15 protein-coding genes are annotated in these 17,368 nt (G+C 40.2%); 13 read left to right on the forward strand and 2 right to left on the reverse strand.

Annotated features, from left to right (window positions below; genetic code table 11):
• The first annotated feature begins 377 nt into the window (after positions 1-377).
• From QQK21_RS16305 to QQK21_RS16320, 4 genes are all read left to right on the forward strand, one after another.
• Positions 378-5,969 carry an Ig-like domain-containing protein gene (locus QQK21_RS16305; protein ID WP_284193250.1) on the forward strand — a complete coding sequence of 1,864 codons (5,592 nt, stop codon included), beginning with the start codon at positions 378-380 and terminating at the stop codon, positions 5,967-5,969.
• Positions 5,970-6,104: 135 nt separating this feature from the next.
• Positions 6,105-6,866, forward strand: a complete 762-nt coding sequence (locus tag QQK21_RS16310; RefSeq protein WP_284193251.1) for a substrate-binding periplasmic protein — start codon at positions 6,105-6,107, stop codon at positions 6,864-6,866.
• 33 nt (positions 6,867-6,899) lie between these two features.
• Positions 6,900-7,703 (forward strand): hypothetical protein, encoded by an 804-nt coding sequence (locus QQK21_RS16315; protein WP_284193252.1) that lies wholly within the window; start codon positions 6,900-6,902, stop codon positions 7,701-7,703.
• A gap of 100 nt (positions 7,704-7,803) precedes the next feature.
• Complete coding sequence (locus QQK21_RS16320; protein ID WP_284193253.1) at positions 7,804-8,469, forward strand: DUF2726 domain-containing protein; 666 nt, start codon at positions 7,804-7,806, stop codon at positions 8,467-8,469.
• Here the strand turns inward: QQK21_RS16320 and QQK21_RS16325 are convergent.
• Positions 8,466-9,509 carry a GGDEF domain-containing protein gene (locus QQK21_RS16325; protein ID WP_284193254.1) on the reverse strand — a complete coding sequence of 348 codons (1,044 nt, stop codon included), beginning with the start codon at positions 9,507-9,509 and terminating at the stop codon, positions 8,466-8,468. The two genes, QQK21_RS16320 and QQK21_RS16325, sit on opposite strands and share 4 nt — an antisense overlap.
• A 343-nt stretch (positions 9,510-9,852) precedes the next feature.
• Here QQK21_RS16325 and QQK21_RS16330 point away from each other — a divergent pair, with 343 nt between their 5' ends.
• Positions 9,853-10,335: a LabA-like NYN domain-containing protein gene (locus QQK21_RS16330; protein WP_284193255.1), complete on the forward strand. Its 483-nt coding sequence runs from the start codon at positions 9,853-9,855 to the stop codon at positions 10,333-10,335.
• Here the strand turns inward: QQK21_RS16330 and QQK21_RS16335 are convergent.
• Entirely contained in the window at positions 10,318-10,494 is a 177-nt protein-coding gene (locus tag QQK21_RS16335; protein ID WP_284193256.1) for a DUF2986 domain-containing protein, read from the reverse strand. The genes QQK21_RS16330 and QQK21_RS16335 overlap by 18 nt on opposite strands.
• A gap of 272 nt (positions 10,495-10,766) precedes the next feature.
• Here QQK21_RS16335 and QQK21_RS16340 point away from each other — a divergent pair, with 272 nt between their 5' ends.
• The 8 genes from QQK21_RS16340 (at position 10,767) to rtxC (ending at position 17,360) form a co-directional block, all read left to right on the forward strand.
• Entirely contained in the window at positions 10,767-11,483 is a 717-nt protein-coding gene (locus tag QQK21_RS16340; RefSeq protein ID WP_284193257.1) for a response regulator, read from the forward strand.
• Between the two features lie 16 nt (positions 11,484-11,499).
• The gene (locus QQK21_RS16345; RefSeq protein WP_284193258.1) at positions 11,500-12,807 is read left to right on the forward strand and encodes an ATP-binding protein; all 1,308 of its coding nucleotides are present in this window, start codon (positions 11,500-11,502) and stop codon (positions 12,805-12,807) included.
• A gap of 83 nt (positions 12,808-12,890) precedes the next feature.
• Positions 12,891-13,664, forward strand: a complete 774-nt coding sequence (ompV, locus tag QQK21_RS16350) for an outer membrane protein OmpV (protein WP_284193259.1) — start codon at positions 12,891-12,893, stop codon at positions 13,662-13,664.
• A 75-nt stretch (positions 13,665-13,739) separates the two neighbouring features.
• Positions 13,740-14,660 (forward strand): VirK/YbjX family protein, encoded by a 921-nt coding sequence (locus QQK21_RS16355; protein ID WP_431313132.1) that lies wholly within the window; start codon positions 13,740-13,742, stop codon positions 14,658-14,660.
• Positions 14,661-14,789: 129 nt separating this feature from the next.
• Positions 14,790-15,266: a DUF2127 domain-containing protein gene (locus tag QQK21_RS16360; RefSeq protein ID WP_284193260.1), complete on the forward strand. Its 477-nt coding sequence runs from the start codon at positions 14,790-14,792 to the stop codon at positions 15,264-15,266.
• 182 nt (positions 15,267-15,448) lie between these two features.
• A complete protein-coding gene (locus QQK21_RS16365) occupies positions 15,449-15,643 on the forward strand; it encodes a hypothetical protein (RefSeq protein WP_284193261.1) in 195 nt (64 codons plus the stop codon).
• 883 nt (positions 15,644-16,526) lie between these two features.
• A complete protein-coding gene (gene rtxH / locus QQK21_RS16370) occupies positions 16,527-16,874 on the forward strand; it encodes a protein RtxH (protein ID WP_284193262.1) in 348 nt (115 codons plus the stop codon).
• A gap of 24 nt (positions 16,875-16,898) precedes the next feature.
• Entirely contained in the window at positions 16,899-17,360 is a 462-nt protein-coding gene (gene rtxC / locus QQK21_RS16375; RefSeq protein WP_284193265.1) for an RTX toxin-activating lysine-acyltransferase RtxC, read from the forward strand.
• Positions 17,361-17,368: the final 8 nt, after the last annotated feature.

Consider the following 17,368-nt stretch of genomic DNA (forward strand, 5'->3'; position numbering starts at 1 on the left):
TGTTTGGTTAAGTTTTGTTCAAAGGCATGAGTGACTTCTAGCTAAGTGTATTCTCCAAATTCAGTTGTGTCTTCTCCTGTTGCAGTCATATTCCTCCGCAATGCATAACTTCACTAAGTCTGGATCGGGTTGCACTGACAAATGACTGCTTTGTAGTCCGTTAATGCGATCTAATGTTTTTCGAGAGCGAGCTTAAGATATTGAAAAAATAGCAGTCTCTTGATATTCAATTGCTTGCATATGGGTGAAAGCTGTCTAATATCCGCACTTGTATACATGTGCCCAAGAGTTGGTTTGGTACATGGGGATATGCCGCGTTTGTCAGTTAATTAGCTTGATTGTGATGCGCTAAGTCAAAAAAATGAATAGGAGTTCTCATGGGTGTTGGTTTATCCGTAGCTGGCAATACTATGTCAGTGGCTGAAAGAGTCATTATCAACGGTGATGGTCATGCGCGTATTGTAAAGGATGATCTTCGAGAACTCACGCCTGGAGATCTTGTATTAACGAATTCTCAAGTCAATTCTGTCAATAGTCTTTCGGTTGGCCTGGTTGACGAAAATGCTGATATCCAAGACATCACCGAAGATGTCGACCAGATTATTAACACAGTTGAGAAAGGGCAAGACCCAGCAGGATTGGGTGATGAATTTACCACTGCAGCAGGCAGTCAACTGAGCTCGAGTATTTCGTCAATGGGGACTATTGAGCCCTTGGCTGGGGAGCCTCGTCCAAGTACAAATTTTGATACGCAAGGTTTGTTGAGTGAGTTAGGTTTATCGGAAACTCAAAGTCTAACGCTTTTCGAGCAATATCGCGCATTTCAACAATCGCCTACTTTGACTGATTTAAATGATTCACCCCTAGCCGATAATCTTTTTGTTGTTACAGATGAAGACAATCCGGTGAGTGGTCAGGTATTTGCAACTGATCCTAACTCTCAAGACATATTGTCTTTTGTGATTACATCGGGTCCTGCAAACGGTGTTGTGTCAATCGACTCAAGCACTGGTGTGTGGATATACACACCAAATTTCAATTTTGATGGTGCAGATTCATTTGAGATCACGGTTGATGATGGAAATGGTGGAACAGATACCGCCACAGTCAACCTTCAGGTCACCCCGATACCTGAAATCTCGCTAGTTGGACCAAGCGTTGTTAATGAAGGTGATTCCGCGGTATATGTTGCTACTTTTGACAAACCATCAACACAAGGTACTCAGATAAATCTATCTCTATCAACCCCATCTGCCGAATCGGGCGATCTTTCATCGATGATAGTGACAACACCTGATGGTTTAATACTTATTGTTTCACCTGATGGAACGGTAAATGTTCCTGCTGGTGTTACATCCCTCAACATTTCAGTTGGCACTACCGATGACAATGTATTTGAAAGCAGTGAAAATTTTCAGCTCGATCTGACATCTGGTTTTGGCACGGTGGGTGGTGGAGAGCTAACGACAACCATTCAAGACAATGATATTCCAATACTGACAGTTAGCTCAGAAAATGTGGTTGAGGGAGGTATAGCGGTATTTGATATTGAACTATCCAATCAAGTCGATGGCGATGTAACCTATGAGTTTTCACTGAGCTTAGATGCCAATAGTGCAGAGCAGGAAGACTTTGTACTTAATTCTATGACGGTGAATTATGAGGTCGATGGCGTGGGTTATACGGCAGCGGCCAACAGCGATGGCAGTTACACACTCCCCGGTAATGCAAATAATATTCAGGTGTCGCTACCGACGTTTAATGACACTATTTTTGAAGGTCTTGAGACCTTTAATTTAGATGTGAGAGCAACGGCGACTGTGGGTGATAATAGCTTTGATCTGACCGACTCTGGAACAGGCACTATTACCGATGATCGGGATGGAATGAACAATGCCGACACTCCTCATCTAACAGTCAGCTCAGAGACTGTGGTCGAAGGTGGTGTCGTATCGTTCGATATTGAGCTATCCAATCAAGTCGATGGCGATGTAACCTATGAGTTTTCACTGAATGTAGATGGTCATAGTGCGGAGTGGGAAGACTTTGTGCTCAATCCTATGACGGTGAGTTATGAAGTGGAAGGTGTCGATTACACAGCCGCGGTCAATAGTGACGGCAGTTACACACTCCCCGGAAATGCAAGCAATATTCAAGTTTCTCTACAAACAGTTAACGACAGTATTTTTGAGGGCTCAGAGACCTTCACCTTGACAGCAAAAGCAAAGGCGACGGTTGGCGGGAACAGTTTTAACGTCACCAATTCAGGTGAGGGAACCATTAGCGATGATCGGGATGGAATCAATAACGCCGACACCCCTCATCTAACAGTCAGCTCAGAGGCTGTGGTCGAAGGTGAGTCGGTAGTGTTCGATATTGAGCTATCCAATCAAGTCGATGGCGATGTAACCTATGAGTTTTCACTGAATGTAGATGGTCATAGTGCGGAGTGGGAAGACTTTGTGCTCAATCCTATGACGGTGAGTTATGAAGTGGAAGGTGTCGATTACACAGCCGCGGTCAATAGTGACGGCAGTTACACACTCCCCGGAAATGCAAGCAATATTCAAGTATCCATACAAACTGCAAGCGATGGTTGTTTTGAAGGTACTGAAACCTTTTCGCTTGACGTAAGAGCCAGTGCGGTAGTCGGCGGTGATAGTTTTGATCTGACTGATTCGGGTTTAGGTACGATTGAAGATATTGATATCCCGTTAGTATCTATCTCTGAAGGCAACAATATTGGTGAAGGTTTATCTTCAGAGTTTATGGTATCGCTGAGTAAAAATACCGATAAGCCAGTGATAGTAAATTTGTCACTCGCTCACATAGAAACCAATGCTGATGATATCACTCAAATGGAAGTGGCATACCAAGATTCTCAAGGTTGGCAAACACTGTCGCTCGGAGAAAATGGTGACCTTGTTGTGCCTGCGGGAATAACACAGCTCCGAGTGACAGTGCAAACTGCAGACGACAATACACATCCCGTTTATGAAGGTGCAGAACGATTCGAACTCATCGTAACTGGTGTTGATGGTGCTAAAGGCCATGATTCGAGTATTTCAACCATAATCGATGATGGCAGTCTCGGTTTGGATGATGACCGTCCAGTTGTTACTCATATTAGTGAAGTAACAGTGGCGGAAGCGGATGATGCTGTCTTTCATGTTGAACTGTCTAGTGAAAGTACAACAGATACACATGTGATACTTGAGCTCAAAGAAAGAAAAGCATCGTCACCAGAGGACTTTGATGGCAGTACAGTGACCATCCTCTATGGTGATCCTGAACAAACCGAGACTGTTTCGATTCAAAATGGTCTATTTGAATTTGATTTGCCATCTGGTGAAAGTCATTTTTCAGTTGTCGTTAAAACGGTTGATGATGATGTGTCTGAAAATAATGAGACTTTTCTGCTTGCAGTAAAAACGGAATACCAGTCTGGTGAGGTAAGCGCGAAAGCAACGATTGAAGACAACGAAAAACCAATAATAGACTTGGATGGAAGCCAATATCAAATTGAGTTTGTTAGTGAAGATGCGGGTTACCGTAATGTATTTGGCTATTACGTTTATGATCCAGAATCTGACACGCAACAGCTGCAGATTTTGATGTCAGATTCTCATGATTCTCGCCAAGATGGTTTTGACCCTGTTCTCGCGACACTTGGCAACTTAGACAATGTTGAATATTTCCTCATTGCTGATGGTGCTCATTTAGTGGAGAGAGCGCCCGTAGGGGCAAGATTTGAGGTTGATAATGATGGCAGGCTTATTATTAACGGTAATCTACACTCTCATGTCCAAGTATTGCTAAGCCATGATGAAGCCTCTCTTATGAGGACCTCTGTAAACGAAAATGGGGATACAATAATTAACTTTGATGACCAAGTTAATATTGCTCATGATGACAACGACTATGACGATTTGGTGATCAAAATTGCCAAGCAAGATACTAACGTTGACTACAGCACGGAGTTTACTGAGGGAACTGGATCAATTTCAATTGTGGATACCGATGTCGACATATTTGATGACAAAGACTCTATTTTGTCCATGCAAGTGCTATTAACAACAGCCTACGAAGGCGATAGGCTTACTTGGACACCAATGTCTGGTTTCTCGGTGACTCAAATCAATACAGCAACGGGATTAGGCTTACTTATCACGACTAATGACCCTAATGGTGTATCGGCGGCTGAATTTGAAACTTTTCTCAAAGGAATTCAATATGAAAACACGAGTATTGGGCCTGATGAAACCGAGCGTTCAGTAGAGCTATATGTAACCGATTCATACGGTCAACGCTCTGAAACAGCAACCACCACGATTGCAGTCAATAAAGTCAATGATATTCACAGCTATAAATTTACTACAGGTTCACATGGTGATGATGTCATTACTGGTAGTGATGAGCACGATATCATGGTTGGAGATGTTCAGGGTATCCAGATCATTGCAGGTCAAGACTACAATCTTGCTTTTGTTCTTGACACATCCGGCAGTATGGGTGACTCGGTTGAAAACGCGAAATCAGAAATTTTGCAGGTGTTTGACCAGTTACACAGTACAGTAAACTCGGGTGCTAACGCCGGCAAGGTGAATATGCTTCTAAGTGAATTTTCAACGAATACTGGGGTAACGATATCCGTTGACTTGAATTCACCCAGTGCACGCTCTGATTTTATTACGCAATTGGATAAAATAGAGAACAAAGGCGATGGTTATACAAATTATGAAGCAAGCTTTGACGCTGTAGTTGAATGGTTCAATGCGAGCACCAATACTCAGGCTGAGAATATTACTTACTTTATCACCGATGGGTATCCGAACTATATCCAAAAGAGCAAAGTTGGTGAGAGCCAATTTGATGAGCTTGTTTTGGACTATGATGCATTGTCGAAACATGTCGTAACATTGCGTGATGTATTACCACTAGATTATACGTTTGGAACGTCGGTGACATACAAAGGTCAAGAGATAGTATCCAGTTCAGGTATAGTTATATCCCCTTTGACGGGAGCAGGACTAGGTAAATTGACGGATTCGAATGGCCTCGAATATAGTGATATTAATTCTATTACCACTCAGACCCGACACGCATACCAAGTCTTGGCGTTAGTATCATCTGTTGAGGCGATTGGTATCGGTGATGGTATTAATGCGGCGACGCTATCCCAGTATGATACTGATGCTGTTGTCGCACCCAATATTGATGTTGATGCGCTGGCAGAGACGATTCTTGGTCAAGAGGTACCTTTACAACAGGGTGAAGACCGTATTTCTGGAGGAATCGGCAATGATATTTTGTTCGGAGATCTGATTAACTTTGAGCATATTGATGGACAAGGAGTCTCAGCGCTTCAGAAATATGTAGCCATTGAAACTAATAGCCCATTAACTGATATCTCAGCCAAAGATGTGAACCATTTTATTGTCCAAAATTACGACGATTTTGATATCTCTCACCATGGAGATCGCAACGATATGATGTCCGGTGCAGAAGGCGATGATATTCTATTCGGTCAAGGTGGCAACGACACACTTGATGGTGGGATTGGTAGTGACATCCTTTTAGGTGGCTCTGGAGACGATATTCTAATTGGCGGGTCAGGTAATGACATATTGTCAGGTGGTATAGGCTATGACCAATTTGTCTGGAGAAATCAGGATTTAGATCAGGGTACTGATGTTGTTAGTGATTTCAGAGTCTCTGAAGATAAGATCAACCTATCTGACCTTCTTGTCGGAGGTGAAAGTATGGAAGATCTTCTATCTGATATATCGGCAAGCGTTGACAACAATACGATTGAGCTGGTTATAGAAAGAGAGGGTGGTCAGTGTTCGCAATCTATTCAACTAGAAAATGTTGTCGATCAACTCATTGGTATGGATATCAGTGGTGGTAGCATCACAGGCCATGATCTTTCTAATCTTCTACATGAGCTTATTCTGGTTAATGAATAAGGAGGGCCGAAAGGCCCTTTTTGCTTTATCGATACGGTGTATATAGCAAGATAATTGCACTGGTTGATCTAGACGAATGGTATATGGGGCTCTACATTTTATTGATATACGTACATTTAATAGACGATGACCGATATGAAATCATTCTTAAGACTGACGATAGCTTTTTTGATATTTCCGTTTTCAGCAGGGGCATTGGAGTTGAATGAACTCCGCTTTCTAACGGAAGAATATCCTCCATATAACTATACACAAGAGGGTAAGAAGAAAGGGATTTCAATCGATGTTCTGATTGCAGCGGCAAAATCTCAAGGTGTCGACATCTCTTTTGATGATATAGAAGTTCAGCCCTGGGCTAGGGCTTACCGCACTGCCTTGAGCAAGCCTAATGTTGTACTGTTTTCCACAACACGAACGCGATTACGAGAACACCTTTTTACTTGGGTTGGCCCTTTGAGCCGCACTCGTATCGTGGCGATGGCCAAAAAGTCTCATGCTATTAAAATTCATTCTGCGCTCGATTTTGTTCAATACCGTATCGGTGTTATCCGTGATGATGTTGGAGAACAGTTAATGCTTGAGCTTGGTGTTCCTAGAGAGGCGATGCAAGAGACTTCGTTACCAGAGACGTTAGCAGATCAGCTTGCCAAAGAACGCATTGATATTTGGGCTTACGAAGAAAATGTTTCTAAGTGGTGGTTAAAGAATAAGGGCTATAACACGGATGATTTTGAGCCAGTATTTATTCTTAGTGAGGCAGATCTTTACTTTGCATTCAATAAAAAAGTTGATGAAAAGTTAGTTGAGCAATTGCAGCTTGGAATCGATAAACTCAGGGAGACAGTCGGTGAATCAGGAGTGTCCGAATATCAAAAGATTGTTGATCGCTATCGCTAGAATTTATTCCTTTTGCATCAAGGAAACAAAAATATGCGCGCTTTATTAATTTGTCTTTTGATTGTTTGTAATGCGGCTTTCTCACACGATAAATTAACACTCATACTGCCTTCACAGAAAGATGGAGGACATAAGTTTTATCACGACTTGCTTTATAGCTCGTTAGTTGATCTAGGTTACGCGGTCACAATTGAAATACCTAAAGATCACATTCCACAAAAACGCGCAATAAAAATGGTTGAAAGTGGGCAGCTTTCTTTAACTTGGTTGATTGGTACACAGGAGAGAAATCAGAAATATACTGTGGTAAACGTGCCATTAACCGATGGGATGATAGGGAAACGAATTTTGCTCATTCCACCTGAGCTTCAGATTAAATTCAACAAAGTCAAAAAATTAATAGATCTTCAGCAGACAGGCATGATTGCGGGGCTTGGTGTGGATTGGTATGATGTTGATGTATGGAAAGCCAATAAATTGCCTGTTTATTTGGAGGATGGAGAGTGGAGAACCCTGTATTCCAAGTTAGCACCAGATGGCGAAGTGAATTACTTTCCTAGGGGGATGACAGAGATTATCGGCGAAGCTAAGCAAAACCCTCATCTTGCCGTAGAGCAGAACCTTATGCTTGTTTACGATAAAGATTTCTATTTTTACCTTTCTGATGCGGCAGCTGATTATCAACCCATTATCGAGAAAGCATTGAAGCAAGCAAAAGCAAGCGGATTAATGGATAAACTCATCAAAAAATATTGGCAGGATACTTATCAAATGATCAATCCTGAGCAGAGAGTCGTTATAAATCTGAGTTTACCTCAAGCGAGCTCCCACAAATAGGGTTGAGTGGTCATAAAAAACTGACTTATTGACTAAGTTGGCGTATAAATTCGAAAATGTAAATACGATTCCTTATTAGCTGGAGTACTTATAACGAATTATGGAAAGTGTTTTTATTATTGTTGCTTTGCTCGTGCTTTTCTTTTTAGTCGTTCAAAAACGTTATGCGAAGCAAGATGAGTTAAAAGACTGCCACTACAAAAAGAAGGGCGCTTTATTAAGTATGAAAGAGACCGCATTCTATAACGCTTTGTTAAGTGCTGTAGGGCAGCATGGCGTTGTGATGTCTAAAGTTAACATGACCAATGTAGTAGCCCCTTTGGAAACCAATAAGAAAAAGTGGTTTATTGCCAACAATCGGATTGCGAAGAGCTATTTCGATTATATTGTGTGTGACCCTAGAACTCTTCAGGTTAGGGTGGCCATAGAACTTGATGATGGTCGAGAGCTCGATAAAGGAAAAGTAGAGCGGCAAAAGCTGCTTATGCATGTTTGTAAATCATCGGGGATTCCTTTGATTGGTACGACGGTTAAGCATAGCTATCAAGTGAGTCGTTTAAGGCGTTTGCTGGCAACACATATCGATTTGATTGAAACGGATAAAGAAGTTCGATTCTGTAAGCGCTGTGGAAGTCCAATGGTGATAAAAACGGCTACACAAGGGGAATTCAAGGGACGACGTTTTTTTACATGCAGCAGACAGCCACAATGCACCTATACGGAAAACTATAATGTCATTTTTGATGAAGAAGATGATTTGGCTTAGCTACAAGCTGCTAAGTTTTCCTCTTGTTTATGGCAGACCATGACTTGATTTCGACCATTATTTTTAGCTTTATAGAGTTCTTTGTCTGCATTTCTCAGTACGATACTCAGATCGTTAATGTGATCACATTGATAGATACCAATACTGGCTGTTTGAGAAATGGGTTGTTCTGGAGTGTTAAATTTGTAACTTTCAATGGCACTTCGGATCTCTTCAGCTTTATTGAGTGCATTCTGAGTGTCGGTATTATTTAATGCGATGCAGAACTCTTCTCCTCCTATTCGATATACAAGGTGTTCTCCACACAGGCAGTCGATTAGTGCCGCTGTTTGTATCAGTACTTTGTCGCCAACATCGTGGCCGTATTGGTCATTGACTTGCTTAAAATAGTCGAGATCTAACACTAAGAGTGAGAGTGGCAGTTTTTTGCTGTCTTGGCGAAAGCGCTCGAAGTTATGGATCAGTGCATGTCTGTTATACACTCCTGTTAGTGCGTCACGAGAGGCCAGTTGGCCTAGCGAGGCCTCAGATGTTTTTCTTTTTACTTCGAGTACGTGACTGGCTAACCAGACGCTCAGAAATGCAGTGACAAAATTAAGTGGAAGCTCCCAAACGACGATAGAGCTACTAAGGATACACTTGTCAATGATTAAGCATAATTGAATGACGAAGCCAACCATGGTCGCGAGCATACCGTATCGTTTACCCAATATTAAATACGACAATACAGGATAGAGAAAGCTCCACACCAATACGCCATTATCAATGGTATAGATATAAGTATTGAAGGAAATTAAACCTATAAAGGAGTAGATGTAACCATTTGACAATATCAAAGACGTACTACTTTTGTAGCTCTTGAACGCGACATAACATGAGAAACTACAAAAAAAACCTTGTGCTAGAGCAACTTGAGGGTAGCTATCAAAAAATCCATTGATGATAATACCAGTTATTGAAAGAGAACCAAGTAAAGTACTTAGCCAGAACAAGACTGCTCGACGCAAGTGTCTAGAAGGGTTAAATATATCTAGCTCCATTAAACCAGCCTTGTATGAATATGTGTTTATGTGAATATCGAATAATAGTATGCTTTTCGCATGGGGAATCAAGCAAGATATTGAACTAGGATCACACATTAGTAACTCCGTGTGATATTATTTAGGACAATTTAAGATTTGATAAATGTAAGTCTTTAAAATAAATACCATTATCTTTGAATTTTTGGAAATAAGTGTGTCACTAAGGGAAATGCATTTGTTCCATATTGGAATTCAGTTCACGTAAAACTTAGTTTTGATATCTCATTCCCTAGTCTCGCTTTTGTATTGAAAGCGATGATAACATTCAGTAAATCTTATCAAAAAGAGTACAGAGGTCTTTGTGGAAAAAGTGGCTATTTTTGTCGACGTTCAAAATATTTACTACACAACAAAAGAGAAGTACCAAGCAAATTTTGACTATAACCAATTGTGGTACATAGCGACTCAAGGGAGAAAAGTAGTAGAAGCGAATGCTTATGCCATTGCATCTCAAGACCCTAAACAAAGGCAATTTCACCATATTCTTAGAGGTATTGGCTTCAACGTTAAGCTGAAGCCTTTCATTCAAAGGCGAGATGGAAGTTCAAAAGGTGACTGGGATGTGGGTATTGCGTTGGATATCTACGAGGTCGCGGATAAAGTTGATCGTGTGGTTTTGCTGTCAGGAGATGGCGATTTTGACGTTTTAGTACAAAGGGTACAGCAGAGATTTGGTACTAAAATTGATGTGTTCGCTGTTCCAGGACTTTGTGCACAATCGCTTATTGATGCATGCGATACTTATATTCCAATTGAGAAAGAGCTGTTACTCGGAAACGTCTAAAGAGTGAGGTAGGTTAGTGCTGTCACTCATTGGCGTGGTTTGTGTTTCTGTACGCTCAGCCTTTGATATATAGCGAGGTTTGTTGCTCTTATGTAACTTCGAGTTCTTTTTCTTTTGCTTCGCTTTTAATATTTGATTGATTTTTTTCTTTCGATTCATTCTTAGTTCCTCTTTTTCTATGAGCGAATAATAACAAAAATCTTATTTTAGTTCATCCAAATAAAATGAAGCAATGCGCTTGTCGTTGAAGTTATGATCAAGCGGATGAGTGACTCGCTAACTTATCATAGGTCAATATAGCATCAGGAGGTATCCGTGTAATTGAATAGTGTTCAAAATATTCATGCCACGCACATAATTTATTCGGTATTTTGTCAATGTTTGCGCTACTATTAGGTCACTTCATACTAAGAACTCTGGCTAATTGGTAGATGAGCTCATTGCAATCCTTATTTATTGTTGAAGATGACGCGAAACTGCGCTCAATGCTTGCCGAATATTTCGTTAAGCATGACTTTGATGTAAAGACCTTTGAAGATGGAAATAGTGCGGTTGATGCTATTATCGAGCTACAGCCGACAATTTTGTTACTTGACCTTATGCTACCCGGCAATGATGGTTTGACTATTTGTAGACAAATAAGATCTAAGTACATGGGTAAAGTGTTAATGCTTACTGCAAGTGATGATGACTTTGATCATGTCGCCGCATTGGAAATAGGTGCAGATGACTTTGTTAGTAAGCCCATTAAGCCTCGTGTTTTACTTGCTCGTATAAGAATGTTAATGAGGCGTGGTGAAGAGTCCTCGGCTTCTTTAGGCAGTGAAACGAGTGAGATAAACATCCTAAATTATGGACGACTTAGCCTGAATCATTCGCGTAAAACTTGTTTGTTGGATAATGCACAGATAAGTATGTCAGACAGTGATTTTGATTTGCTTTGGATATTGGCAAGCTCACCAGATCAAGTGCTCTCTCGTGATGTGCTAACCAAGTCACTTAGGGGTATTGAGTATGATGGTTTGGACCGCACTATAGACAATAAAGTCGTGACTCTACGCAAGAAGCTTGGTGATAGCTCTACAACACCCAAACGTATCATTACCGTCAGAGGTAAAGGTTACTTGTTTGTGCCGGATAGTTGGTAAAGGTAGGTAGAGGTGCATGCGAAGGATTTATATAGAAGCTTTTGCCGGACTGTTACTGTTATTCACGCTCAGTTTAACAGCCTATGAGATTCTCGTTTACCAGATAAATACTGACTATGATTACATTCTAGAAGACCTAGAGGGAGCGGCATTTAGAGAGGTTCTTATGTCTATCTCTGAGAGTCAAGGAGAGAAAGAGGCGCTGACAGTACTGCGTGATTTCATCAACCAAACCGCCAAAACGTTATCTGTTTACCCTATATCAAAAGCACCTACTGAGGTTAGAAAATACTTTAGTGGTGATAGAACTCATTTGTATACTTATTACGATGATGAGCGCGAATTTTGGTTTATGCTTTCCTCTCCGGATATCATCTATCGAGTAAAACCTGACGTTGAATCTAGTCTTCGTAAAGCCATAGCCTTTGATGATGATTTGCTCTGGGGGTTCATTCTAGGTGGTTTCTTTATCTATACGTCCGGACTGATTTGGTTTCTCAGCAGAAGAGTCAGAGTACTTGAAGAAGCAACGGTAAAGTTTGCACAAGGTGACTTTAATTCACGTGCACCTACGGGTAGCCGTTATCGAGTAGGCTCTTTGAACGATAGCTTTAATTACATGGCGGATAAGATTTCTGATCTCATTACGAGTAACCGGTCGTTAACGAATTCTATCGCTCATGATTTAAGAACGCCCATTTTTAGAATTCAATGGCAAGCAGAGATGCTACAAGATGAAGAATTAACCCAAGCACAGCATGATAAAATAGCCAGTATCATCGAGGATACCGAAGAAATGGAGCAGATGGCAGATGAGCTATTGTATTTTGCTAAAGTTGAGAGACCAGATAGTATTTTGAATATCGAGTCTATTGAGCTTCAGAGTTATCTGACGGATTTGGTCAGCAAATTGCCCAGTAATCATGGCAACCTTGTTGAAGTGGATGTTTCAGATTCGATCGTAATTACAGGAGATAGTGCGCTTATCAAACGAGCAATAGGCAACCTTTTGTCGAATGCATTACGTTATGTTGAGCGAAAAATTCGCTTGTCTGCACAGCAAGACTTAAACGATATTTTGATTTTTGTCGAAGACGATGGGCCAGGAATCCCCGTTGAACATTGGAATGTTATTTTCGATCCATTCTATAGTGCAGATCCTTCGAGAAATAAATCCAGTACAGGCTTTGGTCTTGGGCTTGCCATAGTGAAGTTGATAATTGACCGACATGGTGGGGAAATACATGTCGGTGTGAGCTCCCTTGGTGGCGCTAAGTTTACTCTCCGTATCCCTCATTTGTCAGCTTCGCCTGACAAATCGTGACATTTATTAGACAAAGTCATCATATTTACAATTTTAATAATTTTGTACAGTGTTCATTATGAGTTAACACGAGGACAAAATTGATGAAAAAGCTCACTCTGATAATCACGGCACTTACCGCGGCAAATGCTGCTTATGCAGGCGATTCATACATTCGCAATGGTAACATTTACACAAAAGAAAATAGTTGGGTTGCGGAGCTTGGTGCCGTCGGTATGACAGATCTTTATAAAGATCAGAAACATAACTTTGCTCCACTCGCTAATTTTGGTTACCAAGGTGAAGACTTTAACGCCACACTTCAAAGTATTAACTATCGCTTTCTAGGGAAGACGGGTGATCTCTTTAATATGAGTGGTTATCTGGGGACTTCTGGTCTTATGTACGACAAGGATACTTCAGATTTTCTAAAAGGCATGGATAAACGTCGACTCAGTTTAGATCTTGGTATTAATGCTGATTTCCACCTCTCTCAAGGAACGATTTCAACCTATTACCAGCATGATGTTTTAGATACTTACGATGGCTATTTAACAGGGGTTAAATATTTCCTACCTTTGACCATTGGTAAAGCTGATTTTGTTCCGTTTGCAGGCATTTCATACCAAAGTAAAGATTATGTTGATTACTACTTTGGAGTAAAAGATAAAGAGGCGACACAAACACGCAAAGCTTATCAAGGCAGTGGTGATGTGTCTTACAACGTAGGCTATAAGGTTATCTTACCGCTTAGCGAAAACTGGCAGTTGACTCAAACCACGACTTATACCCGTCTTGGCGATGAGATTGCAGATTCTCCTATTGTGGATAGCGCCAATCAGTGGCTTGTCGGAGCGACCGTTTCATACAGCTTCTAGTGCTTATCTTTTCGTTTTTAGCCTGACCATTTGGTCAGGCTTCTTGCTTTGTGCCAAGTTTAGTAAAATATTATTATGTTTATCAATTACATTCATTTTATTCAGTCTTTACCCAAAGTTGCAAAGAGCGTCTACCCAGATATAAAGGGAGCAAAAAAACTTCGCTATAATGCGAGGTTTTGCCTCTGGTCAATGCTCAAACCTTCGGTTCTAAAAACGATGCAACACTTGTTTGAACAACCAGAACTGAGCTCAATAAGAAAGAATAACCCAAGAATCTTTGAGAAGCCGCTAAAACCCTACGTATGTCTCAACTGGCGTCCCCGACAAAGGGCAGTGAAGATTCATGAACATTTCCAAAGTTTGTATCAGATGTATGGTGCCAATATCCATCTCTTTTATGAGAATGGAGGTTGGCAATTAATTGAAATACAAGATTGCGCTATGGTCTTATGCCCTGGGCCTGAGAGAGAGGGTTCGCTTGCTTTGAAGCTGGTTGATTCGAGTAATCGTGATTTGTTTACTCTTGCTTTTAATATATCAACCACACCAATAAGAGGTATTGAAATAGGCGCTTTGCAAGGGCCGAGTGAATACGTTGTTGATCGAGGGGAAGTCATTAAGTCTTTGACAAGAAGCATGCATGGTTTACGACCCAAAGCATTGATGCTTGAAGTTTTGCTCATGCTAGCAAAAGAGTGGAGAATTGAGTCTATCTATGGAGTAACCAATAAAGGACATGTGTATCAGGCGCTAAGATATATGGGCTCAAAGCGTTCTAGCGTCAGCTATCAATATTCTGAGCTTTGGAGCGAGTATGGTGGTACTCAGGTATCCAAATATATGTATAAGATTCCACTAGACCCTGTTCGCAAAGACCCGAGAGCTTTAAATAAGAACAAACGCCGTCTGTATACTAAGCGATATGCATGGTTAGATGAAGTAAGAGCAAACATTCACTCTAGATTAGCTGAGATATCGCCATCAAACACTTAGTAATGAAGCCTCAATCATCACCATCATTTATGCTTGGTGAAGATTTTACACAGTTTTCACTTAAGATTGAATCTACGTGTTAATGTCATTGAAGTTATGCTCACAGATGTTGTATGAGGTATGAGCGTTATGCAAGTTGAAACAAACTCAGGCTTGAGGGTCATAGCGATTTTAGAAGCGTTGAAAGGTGTTCTTTCTTTTGCGGTTGTGTTGGGAATTTATTTTTTTCCCAGTAAGGATTTACGGCAATTGACGGAGCTCCTTGTACAATATTTTCATCTTAACCCAGTGCACCCAATATCTGAAATGATAATAGATCTGTCAAGGCGTGTGCCTGAGCTAAACATGAATGTACTCATGGGGGTAGCAGGGGGCTATACACTGATTCGATGGATTGAAGCCTATGGCCTTTGGAATGAGTTTCGCTGGACTGAATGGTTAGCACTGATTAGTTGCGCAATCTATGTACCTTTTGAAATTTATGCTTCCATCCATCATCCGAGTCTAGTCAGCGTAACATTGCTTGTGATAAACCTTGGAATCATTGCTTATATCGCAAGGACACTCTATAGTAAGCCAGACTCAGATTTCGCAGTGCAAAATTGATTTGTGCTAAGTGTCATATTTATGTTGTAAAACCAATATAAAATACACGGAATAGTGTAACTAGGTGTGAAAAGTTGTAAGTCTGAGTGTGCTATGACTGGCTTCATCGGTGAAAACAGTTAGAGTTTTAAAAGCAGGACTTATGCTTGTATGTAAAAGGCAAAAAACGTCAGGAGAATACCATGGATAGATATTGCCCGAATTGTGGAATAGAGATGATTGATAAGAACCAGATCTCTATATGCCCGAGAAATGATATTGGAGAGTGTTCTTATGACGGGTATAAAAACGCCGTAGCTCAAAATAATGATGAGTATTCAATCGTAGATTTTGATAAAACAATCGAGAAAGAATGTTCTACTCCAGCTCAAGCTTGATATGCTACATGCTGATGGACAAAGCCCGCGATAAGCGGGCTTTGTGTTTTTTAATCCTCTCAATAAGTAATCTGTTGAAAAATTTTCGAAAAATGCGGTATCTGTTTTATGCTGTCGGAATATAAGTATCAGTTGACCGCATTCTATATAACTTGTATGAATACTGAGTTGTATTTTGAATTTTTGCAAAGGTTCAAACTAGAAAATCAGGTCACATCTATGAATAGATATCATTTAATGAATTTCGACGAGAATTCTTATAATATCATAATCTTTATTAGCGCTCGCTAAAATAATAGTTCTGTTTGAAGGCGAATAATGCAAATATGTTATCATTTTTATATGAGTAAAATTTGATGCTAAGTCAACTTTTCTTGTATTGTATTTGACATTGTTGATTTTAAAAATTTACCTGTACTTTCATATTGCCAAAAATAACACTTAAATTTATATTGACTCACATCATATTTCGCTGAATTTTTGTGATGAAATATATTATCAAGTTATTTTTTGACTAAAGATAATAAAATGCCAGATTTATTAATAGTTAGCTTTGGTTTTTAACCTTTTGAATGTTATAGATCTTTCACTTTTTCCCATGATATTCAATGTGTTTCTTATGTAGTGAAACTGATTGCACTTTTGATATATAGCCTAATAGTGAATATAAAATTCAAACAGAAATAAACAAAAATGACATAAATATCAATGTTGGTTATTAATCTTAGTTGATAGATATGATTTTTGGATGTAGTATTTCTTCTAAAAGTAAAAATTACAATATTTTCGTGTACCTGATCACCTGATTAAGTGTGCTGGTGAGATGTCATTTTTTAATGAAAAGATTTTGGTCATGTTCATATAAATACATTAAGGAGAGGCTATGACTGAGAAGTTTGTTCAGACAATATCTAGTGTTAACTACAATAAAGGTGTTTTTTCTCTTTATTTTGTAGGTCAAGATCAGAAAAGTATGGCAAATGGTGTGATGGCAGAAAGTGATAATGAGCTTGAGCTTAAACAAGTCGTACATATGCCCGCATCCGGTTTTATGTACATGGTATCTATGATTAAGAATATGTTAGAAGATCCCCGAATGGGGGAGGAATTTGACAAACTCGTCGCGGCGGGTTTTTTGCCCGCTGGTGATGCCGCTGAAAGCACCATACAAGAATCAGTTAGGGAAGAGAACACTACCGCCAAAAATAGCGCACCCCAAGCGAAAAAATAACACGTTTGGGTTGATATGGACAAAATATCTATCACACATCAATCAATCGATCTTCCTTTAGCTCAGATACAACAAGTGATAGGTGGAGTGATGCTGCTCAGTCAGCATTCGCCACTTCATCGCCGATACCTCGTTGCAGAGTGGCAGCAACGTATTATGCCAGCGTTGACATTAAACCAATTTTGCTATTACGAAGATGAACATGGGAGTCCAATTGCATTTTGTAATTGGGCATTCGTCTCTGAGCAAATTCGTGAAGAATTACTCTCTGGCGTACGTGAAATATCTCCATCGGACTGGCGTTCAGGCCAGTGCATTTATATTCCAGAGATGATTGCGCCGTTCGGCCATGGCCGCGAAGTGGTTAACGATCTTCGGCGCCGTATCTTCGTTCCGTGGAAGGGACAGAAAGTCTGTACTGTTCGCGGCAAAGTGGATACTCAAAATGATTGCTGTATACGAAAAATACAGTGGTTTTCTATTTAACTCCTAAA

Origin of the sequence: Vibrio zhanjiangensis, from assembly GCF_030161235.1 — a bacterium.
Classification (GTDB): domain Bacteria; phylum Pseudomonadota; class Gammaproteobacteria; order Enterobacterales; family Vibrionaceae; genus Vibrio; species Vibrio zhanjiangensis.